This is a genomic window from Clostridium sp. (assembly GCF_047777555.1).
Taxonomy (GTDB): Bacteria; Bacillota; Clostridia; order Clostridiales; family Clostridiaceae; genus Clostridium_H.
The window spans coordinates 78,253-97,969 of the sequence record NZ_JBKEEV010000005.1; the positions used below are offsets into that span (position 1 = coordinate 78,253).

A 19,717-nucleotide genomic window follows, 5' to 3' on the forward strand; every position below is an offset into this window, starting at 1 on the left:
AAAAAAATATTTCCTCCAATTAATGAAAGAAATATTTCTTCTATATTTGTATATATGTTTATATATGTTTCAATACTTAACAATCTATTTTATCCCTAAGTTTTTCATAAAAGTCCAGCATAAATCCCGCTGTAGTTATCTGGGCTTCCTGTATAATCATAGACGCAACCTTCATATATCTTTCATCTCTATTTTGTATATTTCTAAATTTAAGATAAGCTGAATTTGCTAGCAAAGCATTATTTTCAATATAATCCTCTAAATTATCATATCTTTTTATATTTTGTTTTGTTTCAAATGAGTGTCCTAATGCTACATTTTTTATTATAAATAATTCAAACTTCCTGTGACTTCTTAAAAGTCTATTATTTACATGATGAGGAACTGTTGCATCCTGTATTAAGTGACATGCTGCTCCAAGATAAAACATACTCATAGCAACATCTCCATGCTCTAAATATCTAAACGATAAAGTATGATAGTATCTGCACTCATCAAGTAAATTAGAAAATCCATACAAACCTCTTTTTTCTGTAAGATGATAGAAGTGATTTGTGCTTTTAAAATCTTGATCTGCCCAAACTACTCCATCATTTATACTATCAATATAAATGCTATAACACTTATATTGTCTTACATATCCCTGGTTTTTCAAAAGTTCTAAAGCTTTATTATTTATATATTTATGTGTCATACATTGAGTACTTATTATTATTTTTTTTACAGGATTGATAATCCTCATAAATCTTCTAACGGTTTTTCCATACAATTTTTCAGCTTTTGTTATCATATTCATTACCCCAATCTTTTAAACTAGTGTATATGCTATTTTTTATTTTTAGATCTGATAACAGTCATTTTTAATATAACTATTATCATCATTATACTTACAATGAATAAGAAAAACAACACAGGTCTAGTTGATATGGATTCTTTATTAATACTTTTTAAACCTAAAGTATACATATTACCCTCATTGTAATCTAATATTAGAATTTGATTTTTCATGTATTTAATACTAGAAATTTTGCTTTTGTCATTAAATTTTAATTTTTCATTTACTATACCTGCAGGGTTTACGCAGTATAGTTTTTGATCTTTGCTTTCATAAAAGTAAATGGAATCTGGCTCTCCAATTTCTCCTTTCTTGTCTACAGCTAAGCTGTTTAAAGTTCCTAAATTATTGTGAACGTAAATAGGAGCACTTGGATTTGTAGTAGGATGGTTATCCAAAATAAACGGGATTGCTTTATTATTTTCACCTTTAAATCTAGGAGAGTTAACAGGATCTCCTCCACTATAATCCGGCCATCCATACCAAGTCTTTGATTTTATTACATATATATAATCCGTATCTCCTTTTATAGGCCTTAACCCCCTATTTTCCATACCGCCTACAGATGCTATCATTCTTCCTCGACTATCAAAATCTAAACCTTTTACATTTCTTATGCCCCATGCATAAGTGGCACAAGCTCCTGTTTGTAAATTATACATTATTATAGAAGCATTTCCCGGAAAATGGCCTGGTATAATCTGACCTTCTATGCTCTTACTTCCCTGACTCAAAAAGGCACCAGTAGTTCCATTGTCAAAATTTATTCCTCTTAAAGTAATTCTATAAGGAGAGATATCATGGCTAAAAGGATTAGTCTTTAGCCAAAGATTATCATCTCCTACTACCCCTGAATTGGTTGCAGCACCTATGGTTACATATAAATAATCATTGTTTATCTTTACTATACTATCTTTGTAATCTCCAAAGTTAGGCAAATTTCCTATTATCTCCACTACCTCTTTACTATGTATATCATAAACATATACGGAGCTATTGCTTGAGAAATAAAGTTTATTTTTATAATATTCTATGCTATTTATGTTCATATTACTTCTGCTAAATATATTTTTGCTTCTGCCATTTTTATCTATAATTTGTATTTTATCTTTGTAGGCTATGTAATAGTTTCCTTCTTCATCTACAGTAAAATCCACTGCATACTTTAATCCTTTATATTTTAAATCTACACTTAGGTTATTGTCTTTTAAAATTATGTTATAATCCTTAAAACAATGCCTTTTTAAAAATATAATAGATGTAGTGAAGATTACGATTATTAATAATGACTTTAAAAATTTTTTCATATTCCCTCCGAAAAAAATTCCTCTTATCTAAAATATATTTTCTTAGATAAAAGGATATGTATGAATCCATTATGCAGTTTTAAAATTTCAGGTTACTACTATATTTCGAATCTATCTTATTTTATTAATATTAGGCAAAATTAGAGAGATTTTAATGTAAATATATCATTAAACTTTTAACAAATTACTAATAAGTATTAAAAAATCCAAATACAACAGCTGTTCCCAAAAGTGCTCCTGAACTTGCTGCACTTTCTGCCTCATTCTCATCAACTAAGGTTTCAGCCTCACTTTCAGATGCAAGTGCAGAACCTAGTGCAAAAGAAAAAGCAATTCCATTGCAATTAATATCTTGTTCTATTGCCATTTTTGAGCAGTTTCTTCTTCTAATAGTTCTTTGATTCTGTTGTGGACCTGCTATATCATAAAGTTCCTTTTCTAGCTTCATCATTTCAACAGCGTCTGCTTTTATTTCATTAATCATTCCTTGTATTTGGTACATAGTTTCTCTAAGAGTTTTATCATTTTCCATCTCTTCGGATAGACGTATATTATTATCATTTTTCAAATTCTCTAATGCATCATAAAAGCCTTCATTAATTTCTTGTACTCCAATCTGTCTGCATCTACCACATTTACATCTAGTTTTAGAAAATCCTTCAGCTGTAGCAACAAGCCCAGCCGCTATGGCAAAGTAAACCCCGAAGTTTGGTCCGTCAAAACTATCTGCAAAGCCCTCGCCTAAAAAAGCAGCAAATGCTGCATCGCTCCTGCTTCTACAGCTTGCGCTGCCACCTTCTGAATTACTACTATAAGTCATAAGATTTTCTTTATTGTTTTCTTCAGTTTTTACTTCTTTTATTACATTATCTATTGCCTGTATTTTATTTTTTATATTCTGCTCAAGCTCTTCTATTTCTCTCATTATAGTTTCTTCCGATCTTATTTGATTATTTGCCACGATTGGTACACCTCCTCTTATAATTTTTTGTGACAGCAAGGAACAGGTTTAACTATAAAACAACGTCTCTTATCATCTTTACTTATTAGAATACTTAAAGAGATAGCAAAGGTTGTTTCACCTTCAGCTTGGCCTGCAGCTGCAGCTACATTTTGTGTAGAAAGAGATAGAGTGTTACTATTTTCTCCTTCCGCATCAGCAAAAGCGAAACTTTCACGCTTTACATTGTCATCATATTCCTTACCTACACCATGTCCATTTCTTTCATCTATTTTATTAAGGCTGTTTTTCCTTATTTTCATTTCTTGAAATCTTTCTTTCATATTCTTTTTAAAATCTTCTAAATATTGTTCTGCCTCTTTTGTTGTCATTTTTACTTCTTTAATTGAATCAGCCAAAGGATACATCTCCTTTCAAATTATTTACTTGTCCAATATCATAATATGTAGTTTATTTGTTATTTGTGATAAGAAAGGGATTTCTAGGTAAATTAATCCCATTGAAATCCCTAAAAGATTGATCTTAGAAAATTTTACTGCTGTCTCTTCTCATAGTTCATTTTAGAAAAGTAAGGTGTTATCATTATAATAATAAAGAATAAAATTTCATTAAAGCTCATGTCTTCTATCAAGGTTTTTCCTATTATCATCCAGTATATTAAAGTTAAAACCACCTGAGCTCCTAGGTATTCTTTATATCCTTTCACCACATTTCTATTAAATAAAAAAGTGCTGAGCAAAATATATAGGGTTACTATAAAAATTGATGTAAGAAAAGAATAAAGTGAACTAGTTATAATATAAGAACAGCATAATAAGACAAAAAACATAAGTAAATACATTAACCTAGTACCAGTTCTATATTTATTCATAAATTTCCTCCCATAAACGTGTTATAACTTAATAATAATATTATATAACAATTTTGGAATTTATTTCATAAATATTTTTATATTTATTATTAATGTCTATATGTTAGTAGGGATGATTTCTTTATTAATTTTAGAATATAATTTGCCTTACAAACATAATTATTAGTGTTATCAATTGAAGTTTAAGGAGTTGCAATAGATGAAAAAAGACAAATTTTTAAGGAATTCTATTTTTCTTACGCTTTCAAATTCTACAACAGGAATATTGAAATTCGTATTTTCTATTATCCTCTCTAGAGAATTAGGCGCTGAAGGTATGGGGCTTTATGCTATTATAATGCCTATATACGATTTATTTTCTTGTCTTGTATGCGGAGGGATGGTTACAGCCTTATCAAAACAGGCCTCCTCATTTTATACCAGAAGAGATTATGAAAACTTACATAAGTCTATACATGCTACCATGATATTTGACCTTGTATGGACATTAATAGTAGCTGTGCTTGTTAGCTTAAACTCCAATTACATAAGCACCAATATAATAAAAGACAGCAGAAGCTTATACAGCCTTTTATTAGTTTGTATTGCTTTAGTCTTTGTTGCTCTTTCTTCTATAATAAAAGGATATTTTTACGGAGTATCTAACGTAATGACTCCTGCCTTAATAGACGTGCTTGAAAAAATCGTCAGAATAATAGTTACAGTCTTTGTTATCAGAGCACTTCCTGTGAAGGAAATTGAAAACACCGTGACTGCTGTATATGCTGCATTAGCCGCAGGAGAATTTGCAAGCTTTGTACTTCTCTATATTTTCTATAGAATTAACAAAGCAAAAGATTTTAGGCATGTTTACAATACTTATCCTGCTGAAGGAACCCCACAGCTTTTATTTGATATTTTAGTTATGTCAGTACCTTTATGCGTTAATGGGTTTTTGACAACAGCAATTTCTACAGTTTCTACACTCATACTTCCAAGACGTCTTTTAATCGCAGGTTTTAGTCACAGTGATTCTTTAGCTATGATTGGAAAGTTTTCTGGCATGGCTTTAACCATAATATTCTTTCCCCTTGTGGTTATAACATCTATGTCCATAGTGCTCATACCAGATCTTTCAGAAAGCATAGAAAGAAAGGATTATATGGCGCTTGAAGAAAGAATTCACCAGGTTCTTAGAATTTCTTTTTTACTTGGAATTTCTACTCTAATTATTTGTTTTAGTATGCCAAATGCCCTTGGAAAACTATTTTTTGCAAGAAATGATCTAGGAGCCTATATAAAATTTGCTGCTCTATCAGCTCCTTTTGCATATATTTCCGCCACCACATTTAATATATTAAATGGCTTAGGCAAACAAGGAGTTCTTCTTAGAAATTCTATAATAACTGCAGCTTTGGAATTAGTACTTTTATACATACTTACTGCAATTCCAAGTATAAATATCTTTGGCTACGGATTAAGTTTAATCGTAACAACTACTGTAGGTTTAATTATGAATTTATACGAAATAAGAAAAAAGTACTATATAGAATTTTCTTTTGAGGACTTATTTGTAGATATGCTAATGAGTTTACTTATTTATTTTATATTAAATATAATGAATAATTTAATACCTGATGTTTTCTTTAAAACTAAAACCATGTTCATGGTCATAGCTGGATTTGTTATATTCTTCTTATCTGTTTCTTTTGTAAATAAAGCCTTGAAAACAAACTAAATCTAATTGACAGTAACTCATGTCCAATTATGACTTTTATACTGCAAAACTTCAATATAAAATAAATGCTGAATTAAGCTTAGCTTAATTCAGCATTTATACTTTTTACTAATACATTAACTTTTAACTTGTCCTCTAAATTTCCACATTACATTTAAAGCTTTCTAACTGTTTTCTAAATAATTCTCATTTATTTTCTTTAATACTGATTTAGGTATAAGCCTAGTAAATTTAGACGGAAGTTCTTCCAAGTCTTTTCCCGTTATTCCTCCAGTTAATGCTAGTCCGTATAAGTATGTAGCTACTCCTACGAATATAGAAATAATAGTTGCAATAGCATTATTTTTATATACTGATGAGAAAGATCTTAAAAGTAAAGTATCTATTGCAAGGTATGTTCCATATACTATAATCCCCATTAATGCAGAGGACATAAATGGCTTTGTAAAATGTTTTATTATATTTACTCTAATTTTTAAAGTTCTATTTATCATTCTATAATTAAGCACCATCGGTATTATAAAGAATATCATGTTTCCAAAGATAGCTCCTAATATATTGATCTGAGGAATTCCTACCAAGAAATAGTTTGTGACAATTTTACCTATAACACCAAACATTGTGAAAAGAGTTGAAGAATACAATTTACCAATGCTTTGAAGTATAGATGTTTGAATTAAAACTATTGAATTAAGTATTAATACTATGGAACCATATAGTAAAAATACTCCTCCCTGCTGTTCCTTGAATAATAGTAAAAATACATTGTCATGTAATACTGCAAGTCCTATTGCAGATGGAACTGCTACAAGAAAGCAGAATCTAAATGCATAATTTACTTTATCTTCTACACTCTTTTTATCTTTTAAAGAATATAATCCGGATATAGCTGGAAGTATAGAAGCTGCTAAAGCAGAAACTAAGGTTATTGGTACGCTTAATAGTGTTCTGTACATACTAAATAGTGCCCATTTTTCATTACTTGTTATCTCTCCAAGCCCTGAATGCAAAAGTCTTCTCTTAACAATAGCTAAATCTACCACATCTCCTGAATATTGAAGGCCTACACATATAATCAAAGGTAATCCAACTTGAAATATTCTTTTTAATATCTGCTTATTAGTATGCCTGCTTTTATCCTTTTCTTTATAGCCCTTTGGAACTTTAATAACTTTATTTTTTTCATAAACTATAACTAGATAAATTGCAGCAACCAAGGCTCCTAATGAAGTTCCTAGAGTTCCTCCAGCAGAACCCGCCTCTACACCATATCTAGTCATAAGCATAGATGCAAATACTAAGGTAAATATGGTATTTATTATCTGCTCTAATATTTGAGACTTAGCTGTAGGAGACATATTTCCTCTACCTTGAAAATACCCTCTATAAGAAGAAACTATGCATGTAAAGAAAACAGTAGGTGCCAAAGCCATGATAGACAGCTTAGACTGTTCAAATCCTACAAGTTTCGATAAAGGCCCTGCAAATATAAACATAAATAAACTCATAACAGTACCTAAAGCTAACATTATAAATCTAGCAATTTTGAAACTTTTTATAGCATCTCTATAACGCCCCAAAGCAAGGTATTCAGATACTAGTTTTGATATAGCTACTGGAATTCCAGAATTTGCAAGAACATATATCCAAACATATATCTTATAGGAAGCCTGATATATACCATATCCATTTAGTGTAATTATTTTTTTTAAAAAAGGTATGTATAAAAGGGACAATAATTTTACAATTATCCCTGCTGCTGACAATATAGCAAAGCCTTTTGTAGTTGATTGCTTTTTCATACTAAAACTCCCTTAAAATTTTAATACGTCATTTTTAATCTTTTTAAATATTGGAGGAAGTGTTTCTGTTATTGTTTTATTTTCCATGTACGAAAGTTCTTCTGGACAATCTCTAAATATTAGTTTATAAGCATATAAAAATTGAAAACTTAAGCCATATTTATTATTAAAAAAACTGTTTAATTTTCTATCCCCATACTTATCATCCCCGACTATTGGATTTCCTAGGTATGCAAGATGAGCCCTGAGCTGATGGCTTCTCCCTGTAATAAGCTCTATTTCTAATAGAGAGTAACTTCCTACTGTATCTATAACCTTAACTTCCATAGATATTTTTTTGCTATTAGGCTTTTTATCCTTGAATATTTGAGATATATTATTTATCTCATCCTTTAATATATATGCTTCATACATACCTTCTTTTATCTTCCCTTTTACAAGAGTAGTATAATATTTTTTTATCTTTCTTTCTCTTATCATCTCATTTAGTGACTTTAAGCTCTGAAAGTTCTTTCCATATATAACAATTCCCGAAGTATTTCTATCTAACCTATTGCATGGTGCCGGAGTAAAAGTAACTTCACTTTCAGGGTTATAATCACCTTTTTCATATAAATAAGAAAGTGCATAATCTGTCAAAGTAGGATTTCCATTTTTTCTATCAGAGTGAACTAAAATTCCAGGCCACTTTTCTAAAATTAATATATTTTCATCTTCATATGTAACTTTCATGGAGCTAAAGTCTACTTGTTGGAACTCTTTAGGTTCCTTCGCTTTACTTGACTCTAAATACTTAGCTTCTACTATGTCTCCCTCTTGCAGATAGTAATTTTGTTTTACTTTTTTTTCATTAACTCTTATGTCTCCCTTTCTAAATGCCTTAAAAATAGCTCCTAAAGGTACATCTTTAAGCCACTTTCTGCAAAACTTATCTACTCTTTGTCCTGCCTCATTTGCTCCAATTTCAATTCTCATTTTATACCTCCGTATAATATTGCATCATATTATTTTATTTTCAACACTTTTCGACGCAACATAAAAGATTATATATCATCAATTATAAGTTTACAACCAAAATTACTTCTTTTCTCCATTTAAGTATCTTAATGCAGTTTGGCAGTGTATTGCTACTCCAACTTTTATACACTCTTCATCCACATCAAATAAATTGCTGTGAAGAGGATGTACTATGCCTCTTTCTTCGTTTCTTATTCCTAAGTAATAAAATGCTGATGGTCTCTCCATGAAAAATAAGCAAAGCTTTCAACTCCCATAACAGGCTTTTGAAGCATAATAACATTTTCCTTAGTAATAGTATCCTCTGCTGCTGCTTTAAGAACATCTACTACAAAATCTTCATTATAAAGACAAGGATAGCTTTCCTCTATTTCTATCTCACATCTTCCTCTCATAGCCTTGGTTATTCCTTCAACCACCTCTACCATTCTCTTTTTCACATATGCTCTGTGTTCTGTGGTCATAGTTCTTATTATTCCAGATATTTCAACCTCATCTGGTATTATATTTTGGGCTGTCCCACCATGAATAGAACCTATGGTTATAACAGCCGGGTCTGTCGGAGGGATTTCTCTGCTTACTATATCTTGAAGCGCAATGATCACATTAGCACTTATTACTATAGGATCAACTGTACTGTGAGGATAGGCTCCGTGTCCTCCCTTTCCCATTATTCTAATTTTAAAAGGATTAGATGCTGCATTTACCACATCTCTTTTTATTCCTATTTTACCCACCTCTATATTAGGTTCTACGTGAAGTCCTATTACAGCATCTACCTTAGGATTTTCTAATATTCCTTCTTCAATCATGTGTACAGCTCCACCTGTAGTTTCTTCCGCTGGCTCAAAAATAAGTTTCACGTTTCCATAAAGCTTATCTCTCATTTTATTTAAGATTTTACCTACCCCTAAAAGTATTGTTGTGTGTACATCATGGCCGCAGGCGTGCATTTTTCCCTGTACTTTAGAAGAATAAATGCAGCTCTTTTTATCTTCCATAGGAAGAGCATCCATGTCTGCCCTTATACCTATAGTTTTCTCTCCATTTCCTCTTATAATACCACAAATTCCGTTTTTTGAAGTTTCGATGTACTCTATACCCTCTTTTTCTAAAAATTCTTTTACTTTGCTTACAGTTCTATTTAAATCAAAATCCGTTTCTGGATTTTGGTGAATATCTCTTCTTATACTTATTAACTCTTCACTTATTTTTTCAGCCTCTTTTAAAAAATCCATATGTCTATATCTCCCTTAGTCTTTTTCCCAAAATATTCTTATAATATCCCCATCCTTAAGTTCATCATAGTATCCAGCCTTATTATCATTTAATGTGATCATTAAATTTCCTTTAGGAACACTTAGATCAAATTGTATATGATTAAACACATCTACAAATATATACTTTTCTTTTCCACTTAATATTACTTGTTTATCATTGACGTAAACCTTAATCTCATTAAGAATTTTATTAACTTTAGGAGAATTGTCTGTAAGTTTCTCATCATCCTCCTCTTCATCTAGTTTTGCATATATACGTTCTCCCTCTTCAATTATATGGGACTTATCTATCTTCTCATCTTTTAAATAGTAAGTATAATTATCATATTCCATACGGAAATATTTTATGTAATCCTCTAAACTTTTAGGAAATATAATTTGAACTATATCTCCTTCATTAATGTTATCTTCGAGTTTCCCTCTATTTCCATTTATAAATACTACTGGTTCTAAATTTTGAATGATATCATTCAGATAAAAGCTTATAGAATTTATACTTTTCACATATTCTAAGATTTTAGGAGAAGCATCCTTACCGTTCTTTGCAAAAATAACCTCTATATTATCTCCATCTTTTACTTCTGTATCTATGGTTGCGTTTTTCCCATTCACTAAAATTTCTGCTCCTTGCCCTAATGAACCAAAAGCAACTCTTTTAATTCCATTTAAAGTAAACCTTATATTTTTACCATTTTTCCCTATTAAAGCCTTATGGCTGATTCCAGCCTGCAGCATTACATCCATAACAGTATGCTTATGTGAGTTAAATAGACTTATTACTTCATTATTTAAAGTAACATTAATAAAGTCATTTCCTGATCTCTTTATTGCGTTTAGTGCAATTCCAAGCACAGTTACACCAGCACTTCCTAAAGTTTCATCATATCCTACGCACTCTTCAACAGCATCTCTTCCTTTAATTGCAATCCTCTGAATTGGTAAATTCAGCTTTTTTGCTAAAGCTTCTTTTAAATATGGGGTATGTGCCCCTCCTCCAACTAGAAATACTACACTAGTAGCTTTTCCACCATTTAACTCAATAATTTTTTTTGCTATCTCATCAGTTATCTTAGCTACTATTGGCTCTATAACCTTAATTACATCCTCTGGAGATACTTCTCCTTCCAGCCCTAAAACATCTATATACTTTGAAGTTTTACCATTAGCTGCATCTTTTTTTATAACTTCTCCAGTATTAAAATCTACTAAGTAATTTTGTACTATGGCTTCTGTTACCTCATCTCCAGCCATAGGCACCATTCCATAAGCGCTTATGCTGTCATTACTGCTTATAGCAATATCAGAGGTTCCAGCTCCAACATCCACTAGAGCAATATTTAGGAGCCTTAATTTTTTTGGAACTGCTGCCTCCATAGCAGCTATAGGCTCTAGAGTTAAGCTTGTTACGTTTAATCCTACCTTATTCATAACAGTATAAAGGCTGTCTATTACTGATTTAGGAAGAAAAGTGGCTATAACTTCTGCGGAAATCCTCTCTCCTTTTTGAGAAAGAAGGTTTGAAATTAAGTATCCATTTAAATAATAGTTTTTTACACTGTATCCAACACAATATAACTTTCCTTCAGCTTCTTTATTTATTTTCTCTTCTGCTCTTTTTACTGCTGTAAGCTCTAAACTCCTTATTATTTCTCTATCTATTTCTTTATCATCATCTACCTCAATTTCGACTTTAGTATCTGTAGTCCTTAAGAATCTTCCTGCTGCTGCAATGGCCGCTTCTTTAAGATTAAGATTTATTTTCTCTTCAATAGCCTTTTTCACAGCGTTCACTGAATTTGCAACTAAATTTATATCATGGATTTGTCCATCTATCATTGCCCTTTCTTCATGCTCTATATATTTTTCACATATTACATTAAACTTTTTGTCTTTAACCACACCAACAGTTCCTATAATAGAACGAGTTCCAATATCCAAGGCAAATATTATGTCCTTAGGGTTAATGTTTAAAACACTCATATATATATCTCCCTCTTTTAAAAGCAATGTAAAAGCTCATATTCTTAGAATATGAGCTTAATAAAATTATATATTATACTGTTATTTTATTCAATAAACATAGTACTAACTTTTACACTATTAATCTACCAATTTTAAAATATTAGAGCTTTCTATCACATAAGGAAGATTCTTTATTATATCATATACATACATAGCTTTTCTTTCTTTAGCTGCATCATCTTTAGATACTTCTTTATTGCACAGCATCTTACACCAAAAATCCACGAAATCTTCCCTATTTATAAACTCCATACCATTTTTTTCTCTTATGACAAACCCACCATTGTATCTTTCAACTATGTTTAGGTTTTCCAGCTCATGTTCTGCTATCACAACTAGAGCATCTTCCCACATCTTCTTAAAAGGAACCACTTTTTTCACTCTCCATTTAAAATTATTATAGTCATCTTTAAACACTATATTTACAATAATAGTTTAGCATATTTATTATAAATATGTCAACACTTTTGCCTTAGCAAACTATATAATTCTATATTGTATGATATAATATGATATACTATATCAATTTCTTTATTAATCCATTATTGTACAAAGTCACAGCATCAAAGCTTCTATTTATACCATTTTCAAATTTTATCTCTATGACTTTATCATCAATGTGGATTATTTCTCCCTTTCCAAAAGCTTTGTGAATTACGCGTTCTCCCTTATCGTAGTCATTTTTCATTAGTATATTAAGTTTACATTCTTCAAGAAATCTAGATGGCTTTTTATTTTTTCCTTTCATATCATTTGATATAGAAAGCCAAAGATTATCTATGCTTCTAGTAATACCTACATAAAAAAGTCTTCTTTCTTCTTCTAAATTAGTGTCTATGCTACTTATATGAGGTATATTATCTTCATTACAGTTTATTATAAAGACATTTTTAAACTCCATTCCCTTAACTCCATGGATGGTGCTTAAAATAACTCCTCTTTTGTTCTCTCTTTTTTTGCTGCTGCGAATTTGTTCTTCTACTTCACTTACATGAGCTAAAAAAGTAATTATTGCAGCATATTCTTTTGATGACTCTATGAATTCTTCTACTATGTCTTCAAGCTCTGAAATATCCAGCTTGTACTTTGATGCATATTCTCTTAAATACTCATAATATCCCAAATCCTTTAGTATAAAATTTATAGCTCCTGCAAGAGACATCTTGTTAAGATTTTGTATATCTCTTTTCAATTTATCTATAGTTTTCATTTGAAAAGGAGGAATGCTTTCAATTTCTTTTAATATTTCAAAACAATCTTCACCAATACAATTTTTTCTTAGCTTTTCTAGATTTACTTTACTTATATATCTAAAAGGCTTATTTATTATTCTAAAAAAACTTTCTTTATCTTTTTTGTCTATACTAAGCTTAAGATAGGATATTATGTCCTTACATATAAAGTGCTCAAAAAAATTATATTCTTTATCTAGAAGATAAAAAGGTATCTTTTTTCTGATAAAAGCATCTATAAGGCTTCTGCTTTCTACATTGGTTCTATAGATAATAGCATTATCCTCATATTCATATTTCCCTAAAGATACTAGTTTTATAATATTAAGTGCTATATCTTCAGCTTGACTTCCTTCTCTTGGATAATTTAATACATTTATTTTAGGCTGGCTGTTTTTATATGCATACATATTCTTTTGATTTCTCATTTTGTTATTGCTTATCAAATTATTTGCTATATTCACTACACTTTTAGGACATCTATAATTTGTTGATAAAAATATTTTTTTACCTTCTTCGAAGTCATGATGAAAATTCACCATACATTCTGGTTTAGAACCCCTAAAACCATATATGCACTGATCTTCATCTCCAACAACAAAAATGGAGTTTTCTTTATTTAAAAGCTTTAATATGTCTATCTGCATACTGTCACAATCTTGAAATTCATCCACCAGCATATATTTAAAGAGCCTTCTATACCCTTTTAATACTTCCCTTTCTCTTAAAAACAACTCCTTGCACTTTATTTGCAAATCATCAAAGTCTAGCAAATTGTTTTTCTCTTTATACTCTTCATAAGCTTTATAACACTCAAAAAAAATATTTTTATCTATATTAGGAGAAAAATCCTGTTCTGATATGTTACTTGTCTTATAAAAAGATATAGTATTAATTATTTCTTTAACCTTCTCTTCGCTTATCTCATCTAAATAAGAACTTAATACATTTTTCACTATTCTATAAGCTGTATACGATTCTATTATATTTATTTGTTTATACCTCCTACTTAATATTTTATAGAATAATCCGTGAAATGTACCAAAAAAAGGAGCATTATTTGAGCCGTTTATACTTATATATTTCTTTTTCATACTCATAGCCGCTGCTCTTGTAAAAGTTATTACGATTATATTATCAGGATTTACTCCCCTTCCTCCTAGCAAATATTTTATTCTTTCTCCTTCAATATTATTACTATTTAAACTTTTCCTCAATAAATTTATATCATCCTCAACTATGTGATCTGGATAATATTTAGTTTTATATATTGGCCCAAATGTAACTAAATAATCTATTCTTCTGATTAGAGTGGTCGTCTTTCCCGCTCCTGGGCATGCTATTACAGCCAAATTTCTATCATGACTTAAAACCGCACTTCTTTGCTGTGGATTTAGCTCTTTATATCTATTTTCAATTATCTTATCCCTTAACTCGTAAAACTCCTTAATTATTTTTTCTTTCATGCCTACACCCACCCATATTAATTTTATATAAGTAAAATTATATATCATTATAGACATTTTTTTAAATTCTAATCAAATAAATTGTGCAACAACTTATTTCTAGTAGAGAGTGAATGCATCTGTGGTGCGAGTTGAGAAGTTTAGAAAGTGGAGAGTTTAGGTACTGCGGTAAAACATCCATAACTTTTCATGTGAATTTGCAAAATATTTAAACATCACCCATGGGATTTGCATTGTAGAAAGCATTGAACGATGATTAAAAGCTTTCCTAAATGCAAATCCCATAGATGATGTTACAAGATGTAAGAGACTTGTGTCGCAATTTTCTTGTATTTTTTCTTGATAAACCATCAAAATAAGTATATCATTATATAAAATACACTTTAATAGTTAGAGGGGAAAACGATGGACAACAACAATATTCTTAATATTAAAAATGGTAGAAATCTTACCATGTTAGTAGATTTTTATGAGCTAACTATGGCAAACGGTTACTTAGAACATAATGTAGGTGAAAAAATAGCTTATTTTGATATGTTTTTCAGAAGAGTTCCTGACGGTGGTGGTTACTGCATAGTGGCAGGAGTTCAGCAGCTTATGGAGTATCTTTCTAATCTAAAATTTACAGATGAGGATATTGAGTATTTAAAGAGCAAAGGAATTTTTTCTGATAAGTTTTTAAAATACCTTCGAGACTTCAAATTTGAATGCGATGTTTGGGCCATTCCAGAAGGTAATCCTGTATTCCCTGGTGAACCTTTAGTGACAGTTAGGGGTCCTATAATTCAAGCCCAATTTGTAGAAACTATGATTCTGCTTACAATAAATCATCAAACTCTAATAGCTACAAAAGCAAATAGAATTTGTAGAGCTGCTGAAGGAAGGCCTGTTATGGAATTTGGTTCTCGTCGTGCTCAAGGATATGATGGGGCTATTTACGGTGCTAGAGCTGCAATCATAGGAGGATGTAGTGCAACAGCTTGTACTATAGCAGAACAGATGTTTGAAGTTCCCGCAGCAGGTACTATGGCTCATAGTTGGGTTCAGCTCTTCCCTACAGAATATGAAGCCTTTAAAGCTTGGGCCGAAACTTCTCCTGATAATTGTGTTCTTTTAGTAGATACATATAATGTTTTAAAATCAGGACTTCCTAATGCTATAAAGGTTTTTGATGAAGTTTTAAAACCAATGGGGTATAGACCAAAGGGAATAAGAATTGATAGTGGAGATATTACATATCTAACTAAGAAATGCAGAGAAATCTTAGATAGTGCTGGATATCCAGACGTTAATATAGTAGTTTCAAATTCTCTAGATGAACATATAATTACGGATGTACTTGCTCAAGGTGCTAAAATAGACAGTTTTGGAGTAGGAGAAAGACTCATAACTGCAAGATCAGAACCTGTGTTTGGTGGAGTGTATAAACTAGCGGCCATAGAAGATAATGGAGAAATAATTCCTAAAATAAAGATAAGTGAAAATGCGGAAAAAATTACAAATCCAGGTTTTAAGAAAATATATAGATTATTTGATAAGACTAGCGATAAAGCTATAGCCGATTTAATTTGCTTAAGCACAGAAAATATTGATGACAGCAAACCTATTGAAATATTTAACCCTGTTCATACTTGGAAAAAGAAAAAGTTAAACAATTATTATGCTAAAGAATTAATGGTTAAAATATTTGAAAAAGGTAAACCTTGTTACAAGAATCCAAGTGTGAAGGAAATCCAAGCTTTTGCAAAACAGGAAACTGAGAAGCTTTGGGAAGAAGTTTTAAGATTTGAAAATCCTCATTCTTACTATGTAGATCTTTCTAAAAAACTGTGGACTTTAAAACATGAGCTGCTTGATAAATATTCTAATTTATATCAATAAAAGCAAATGCAGAGATTATTTTATATATTCTCTGCATTTTATTTTTTTTTAAATTATAAAAGATTAAGAAATTCTAAAAAATACTTAAATATTTTTTTTCATGATATAATTCATCTAATATATTAAAACCTTCGTTCCTAAATAAATCATTATATCTCATCTTTTTTTCCAAAAACATTTCTTCATCGATGCGTTTAAAAGGACAAACACCGTTAGTATCCTCATAATTATAAAACGCACATTCCTTAAAACAGTTTACTTTACTCTCATAGGTAGATAAGAACGGACATCTAGACATATATAACGTACCCCCCAGTTTGTTATTTAAGTAACTATATTATAAACCATAATTTGTAAAATTTGAATAGGTTTTCATACTTTTTAGTTTTTTAATCCGTCCTTTAAATACTTCCACTCTACCTTATCTTCAGATTTTAATTTATATCTTCCTGAACTTACAGAAGGTCTAGTACCATTTACATAATAACACCAACCGCTTAAAGGTCCATTTGATCTTTCTTTTATTCCATTTATCATAGAAAAATATACAGTATCTCCACTTCCTAAAATAGTATAATCTATTCCTTTATCTTTTAATACTTCCTGTGTAACTTCAGCTACACTCTTATTTTCTAAATTTATTTTTAATTTTAATATATTTTTTTGCTCAACTTCATCATAAATTATAAAATTTTCCCCTTGACTTTTGTTGCTACTTATAGATATATTTTCTCCTATTTTATTTTGATATCTATTATATATCATAATAAGTCCTGAACAAATTATTATAACTAAAGCTATAAGACTTATCTTTCTTTTCATACTTTCATTGCCCTCCCTTTAAAGTTATACAAATGTATTCCACTTTTATTTATAAAGCAGCCTTACTTAGGCTGCTTTCTCTTATAAATTATTATACCTGCAATTCCAATTATAACTATGATCCCCAAATAAATAAGATTATTTGTTTTATTTTCAGAAAGTGCAGTATATTTCTTTAAATCTTCTCCATTTTTACCACTATAATAATTGTATTTTCCATTTTTCTTAAATTCTCTTAGAGATATTAAGGCTCTTAACGCTTGTTCTGAAGAAATATAATTCGATTCCTTATCTTCTAAGGCATGCTTAAACCCACCAATATCATTTTTAAAAGAAATCAAAGCTTGAGATAAATTACCCTTATTCTTTAAAAACTTAGATTCTTCTGGGCTTACTCCTAAAGAAGTTAGTCCAATAATTGAAGCTGAGACTGTTTCACTAGATATACCGTACATACTAGGAATATATCCTTTTTCATCTTGAAAATATGATAATGTGTTTACAACCTTATCCAAAACTTCTCTTATGTTATTATCTTTTTCATAGTATTTGCTTAAAGCTGAAACAGCCATAGCAGTTATATCTGAATCTATGTCACTTCCAGAATAACTCCATCCTACTAATTCTTTGTTTTTCACACTTTTTGTTATCTTTTTATCTAGTAAATATTTTATATAACTATCTTCTATTTTATCGTACCCTTCAATATTACAATAATTTAAAGTGATGAGTCCAAAAATCACATCATTTATTAGAAACTTATCTATATCTCTAGAAAACAACTCTTTAACTAAATCCACTCCTCCAAAATCATAAGGACTGTATCCAGCATTAACTAAAGTCATTATAAGCTTTTCCATATCAATGTTATTTATATTATTAGTACCATTTTTCTTTACTTCTTCATAAGTTTTTGATATATACTCATTTCTACTTTCTATAAATTTATTATTAGGTTGTACATTTAATTTCATCATGCTTATCTCTGCCCAAAGATCATAATTTTCGCTTTGCTTAATATAGCTTACGGCGTCACTTATCTCTTTATCCAAATCAATTGTTTTTAAATCAGTATTATCTTTTTTGATAGAATTTCCTATATTAAAAGTTATAACATCATTTACAACCTTTGGAACCCTATTTTTATCAAAGTCCATTAGTTCAAGAGTATGTTCGCCTTCTTTTAGACCTTCTTTTATTAAAATAACATTTTCATTAACCTCAACTTCTTTTTCATCTATCTTAGCTTTAACATTCTTTATAGGCTGAACTACCTGTTTTTTAGTCTGAAAATCAGTATATGTATTGTTCAATGTTATTTTTAGTTCTTCATTTGGAACATTAGTTGAATATTCTATCTTATTTGCAGTTAATGTTCCCATATCTCCATAGAAAACTATAAGCTTGTCCCCATCTTTAAGAACAAATTTATCTATAGACACAGTTATATTCTCATAATTTCCATTTCTATTTACAGCATAAAGCCATCCATCATATCCACCAAAAGTTTTGGCCTTAACATTACCTATAGACTCTATATATTTTCCATACTGTTCATCCTTAGTTTGAATGTCTATGTTATTCTTATCTAAAACATCTTTTAATGCTTCATATCCATTATATTTACTGCTTTTACCTTTAACTATTATTCTATCATTGCTAACTACAGATATTTCCACTCCTTTCTTTGTATCAGCTTTTGCCTCTTTTCCTAGCATAAAAAATATTTGTACCACTAAAAATAATAATGCTAAGCTGCTACTTAGAATCCTTTTTAATCCTATCTTCTTCATGGCTTTACTCCTTTCTGCTTACAATTAATTTATATAAGTAAATCTTAATCTTTTTTTAAATCTCACTAGTATTTTGTAAAATTTATCATAAAATAATATGACAAATATAAAATTTCCTCCTGCATGCATAATATCCATAGGAAAGGATGTTAAATTGGTGCTTAATATGGTTTTTATATTGATAACCTTAAGGCCAGATAATATAACCCATAGATTGGTTATCCATCCAAATAAAATACCATAAAAAAAGCATATAACTCCAAATACTTCACTGGATAATCTTTTATTATTTCTTCCTAAAATCCCTGAAATAGCTCCTATAATTCCCCAAGCGAACATCTGCCAAGGTGTCCAAGGTCCTTGTCCTAAAAATATATTAGATATAAATGCAGCTGTACTTCCTATTAAAAATCCCTCATAGCTTCCAAAAACCAACCCTGAAAGAGCTACTAAAAATGTAGTAGGCTGTACACTTGGAATAACATAAAAAGGAACTCTGCATACTGCACTAAAGGCACTTAAAGTTGCAACTAAAGCTATTTCCTTAGTTCCCATAGAACTCCTTTCAAAATAAAAATAGCTTAGAAATAAAATCAATAATACGGATAAAGTCATTATGGCTCCTATGTTTTCATTGTCTCCATACTTATATGCCATAATCATTAAGGCTCCTAATATGCAAACTGTTAACATCAAAATTAATTTCTTCAT

General features: G+C 30.0%; 16 protein-coding genes and 1 pseudogene. 2 read left to right on the forward strand and 15 right to left on the reverse strand.

What is annotated here, in order from left to right; all coding sequences use genetic code 11:
- Positions 1-76: 76 nt before the first annotated feature.
- The 5 genes from ACFWTK_RS09555 to ACFWTK_RS09575 form a co-directional block, all read right to left on the reverse strand.
- Entirely contained in the window at positions 77-790 is a 714-nt protein-coding gene (locus tag ACFWTK_RS09555; RefSeq protein ID WP_415875788.1) for a zinc dependent phospholipase C family protein, read from the reverse strand.
- Between the two features lie 35 nt (positions 791-825).
- A complete protein-coding gene (locus ACFWTK_RS09560; RefSeq protein WP_415875789.1) occupies positions 826-2,142 on the reverse strand; it encodes a hypothetical protein in 1,317 nt (438 codons plus the stop codon).
- A 187-nt stretch (positions 2,143-2,329) separates the two neighbouring features.
- The gene (locus tag ACFWTK_RS09565) at positions 2,330-3,103 is read right to left on the reverse strand and encodes a hypothetical protein (protein WP_415875790.1); all 774 of its coding nucleotides are present in this window, start codon (positions 3,101-3,103) and stop codon (positions 2,330-2,332) included.
- Between the two features lie 17 nt (positions 3,104-3,120).
- Complete coding sequence (locus ACFWTK_RS09570) at positions 3,121-3,501, reverse strand: hypothetical protein (protein WP_415875791.1); 381 nt, start codon at positions 3,499-3,501, stop codon at positions 3,121-3,123.
- A 134-nt stretch (positions 3,502-3,635) separates the two neighbouring features.
- A complete protein-coding gene (locus ACFWTK_RS09575; RefSeq protein ID WP_415875792.1) occupies positions 3,636-3,974 on the reverse strand; it encodes a hypothetical protein in 339 nt (112 codons plus the stop codon).
- Positions 3,975-4,173: 199 nt separating this feature from the next.
- Here ACFWTK_RS09575 and spoVB point away from each other — a divergent pair, with 199 nt between their 5' ends.
- Positions 4,174-5,691 carry a stage V sporulation protein B gene (gene spoVB / locus ACFWTK_RS09580; protein ID WP_415875793.1) on the forward strand — a complete coding sequence of 506 codons (1,518 nt, stop codon included), beginning with the start codon at positions 4,174-4,176 and terminating at the stop codon, positions 5,689-5,691.
- A gap of 164 nt (positions 5,692-5,855) precedes the next feature.
- Here spoVB and ACFWTK_RS09585 read toward each other — a convergent pair whose 3' ends face one another.
- The 6 genes and pseudogenes from ACFWTK_RS09585 to ACFWTK_RS09610 all read right to left on the reverse strand — a co-directional run bounded on the left by ACFWTK_RS09585 (position 5,856) and on the right by ACFWTK_RS09610 (position 14,510).
- Positions 5,856-7,493 (reverse strand): putative polysaccharide biosynthesis protein, encoded by a 1,638-nt coding sequence (locus ACFWTK_RS09585; protein WP_415875794.1) that lies wholly within the window; start codon positions 7,491-7,493, stop codon positions 5,856-5,858.
- 12 nt (positions 7,494-7,505) lie between these two features.
- A complete protein-coding gene (locus tag ACFWTK_RS09590) occupies positions 7,506-8,468 on the reverse strand; it encodes an RluA family pseudouridine synthase (RefSeq protein WP_415875795.1) in 963 nt (320 codons plus the stop codon).
- A 102-nt stretch (positions 8,469-8,570) separates the two neighbouring features.
- Positions 8,571-9,748: pseudogene (locus ACFWTK_RS09595) on the reverse strand (M20 metallopeptidase family protein).
- A 15-nt stretch (positions 9,749-9,763) separates the two neighbouring features.
- Positions 9,764-11,770 carry a cell division protein FtsA gene (locus ACFWTK_RS09600; RefSeq protein ID WP_415875796.1) on the reverse strand — a complete coding sequence of 669 codons (2,007 nt, stop codon included), beginning with the start codon at positions 11,768-11,770 and terminating at the stop codon, positions 9,764-9,766.
- 120 nt (positions 11,771-11,890) lie between these two features.
- The gene (locus ACFWTK_RS09605; RefSeq protein ID WP_415875797.1) at positions 11,891-12,184 is read right to left on the reverse strand and encodes a hypothetical protein; all 294 of its coding nucleotides are present in this window, start codon (positions 12,182-12,184) and stop codon (positions 11,891-11,893) included.
- Positions 12,185-12,329: 145 nt separating this feature from the next.
- Positions 12,330-14,510 (reverse strand): ATP-dependent helicase, encoded by a 2,181-nt coding sequence (locus ACFWTK_RS09610; RefSeq protein WP_415875798.1) that lies wholly within the window; start codon positions 14,508-14,510, stop codon positions 12,330-12,332.
- Between the two features lie 405 nt (positions 14,511-14,915).
- Between ACFWTK_RS09610 and ACFWTK_RS09615 the strand changes: the two genes are divergently transcribed.
- The gene (locus tag ACFWTK_RS09615) at positions 14,916-16,391 is read left to right on the forward strand and encodes a nicotinate phosphoribosyltransferase (RefSeq protein WP_415875799.1); all 1,476 of its coding nucleotides are present in this window, start codon (positions 14,916-14,918) and stop codon (positions 16,389-16,391) included.
- 73 nt (positions 16,392-16,464) lie between these two features.
- Here ACFWTK_RS09615 and ACFWTK_RS09620 read toward each other — a convergent pair whose 3' ends face one another.
- From ACFWTK_RS09620 to ACFWTK_RS09635, 4 genes are all read right to left on the reverse strand, one after another.
- Positions 16,465-16,689: a hypothetical protein gene (locus ACFWTK_RS09620; protein ID WP_415875800.1), complete on the reverse strand. Its 225-nt coding sequence runs from the start codon at positions 16,687-16,689 to the stop codon at positions 16,465-16,467.
- 83 nt (positions 16,690-16,772) lie between these two features.
- Entirely contained in the window at positions 16,773-17,213 is a 441-nt protein-coding gene (locus tag ACFWTK_RS09625) for a DUF4430 domain-containing protein (RefSeq protein ID WP_165815349.1), read from the reverse strand.
- A gap of 62 nt (positions 17,214-17,275) precedes the next feature.
- The gene (locus ACFWTK_RS09630) at positions 17,276-19,006 is read right to left on the reverse strand and encodes a hypothetical protein (protein WP_415875801.1); all 1,731 of its coding nucleotides are present in this window, start codon (positions 19,004-19,006) and stop codon (positions 17,276-17,278) included.
- A 24-nt stretch (positions 19,007-19,030) separates the two neighbouring features.
- The gene (locus ACFWTK_RS09635) at positions 19,031-19,717 is read right to left on the reverse strand and encodes an ECF transporter S component (protein ID WP_415875802.1); all 687 of its coding nucleotides are present in this window, start codon (positions 19,715-19,717) and stop codon (positions 19,031-19,033) included.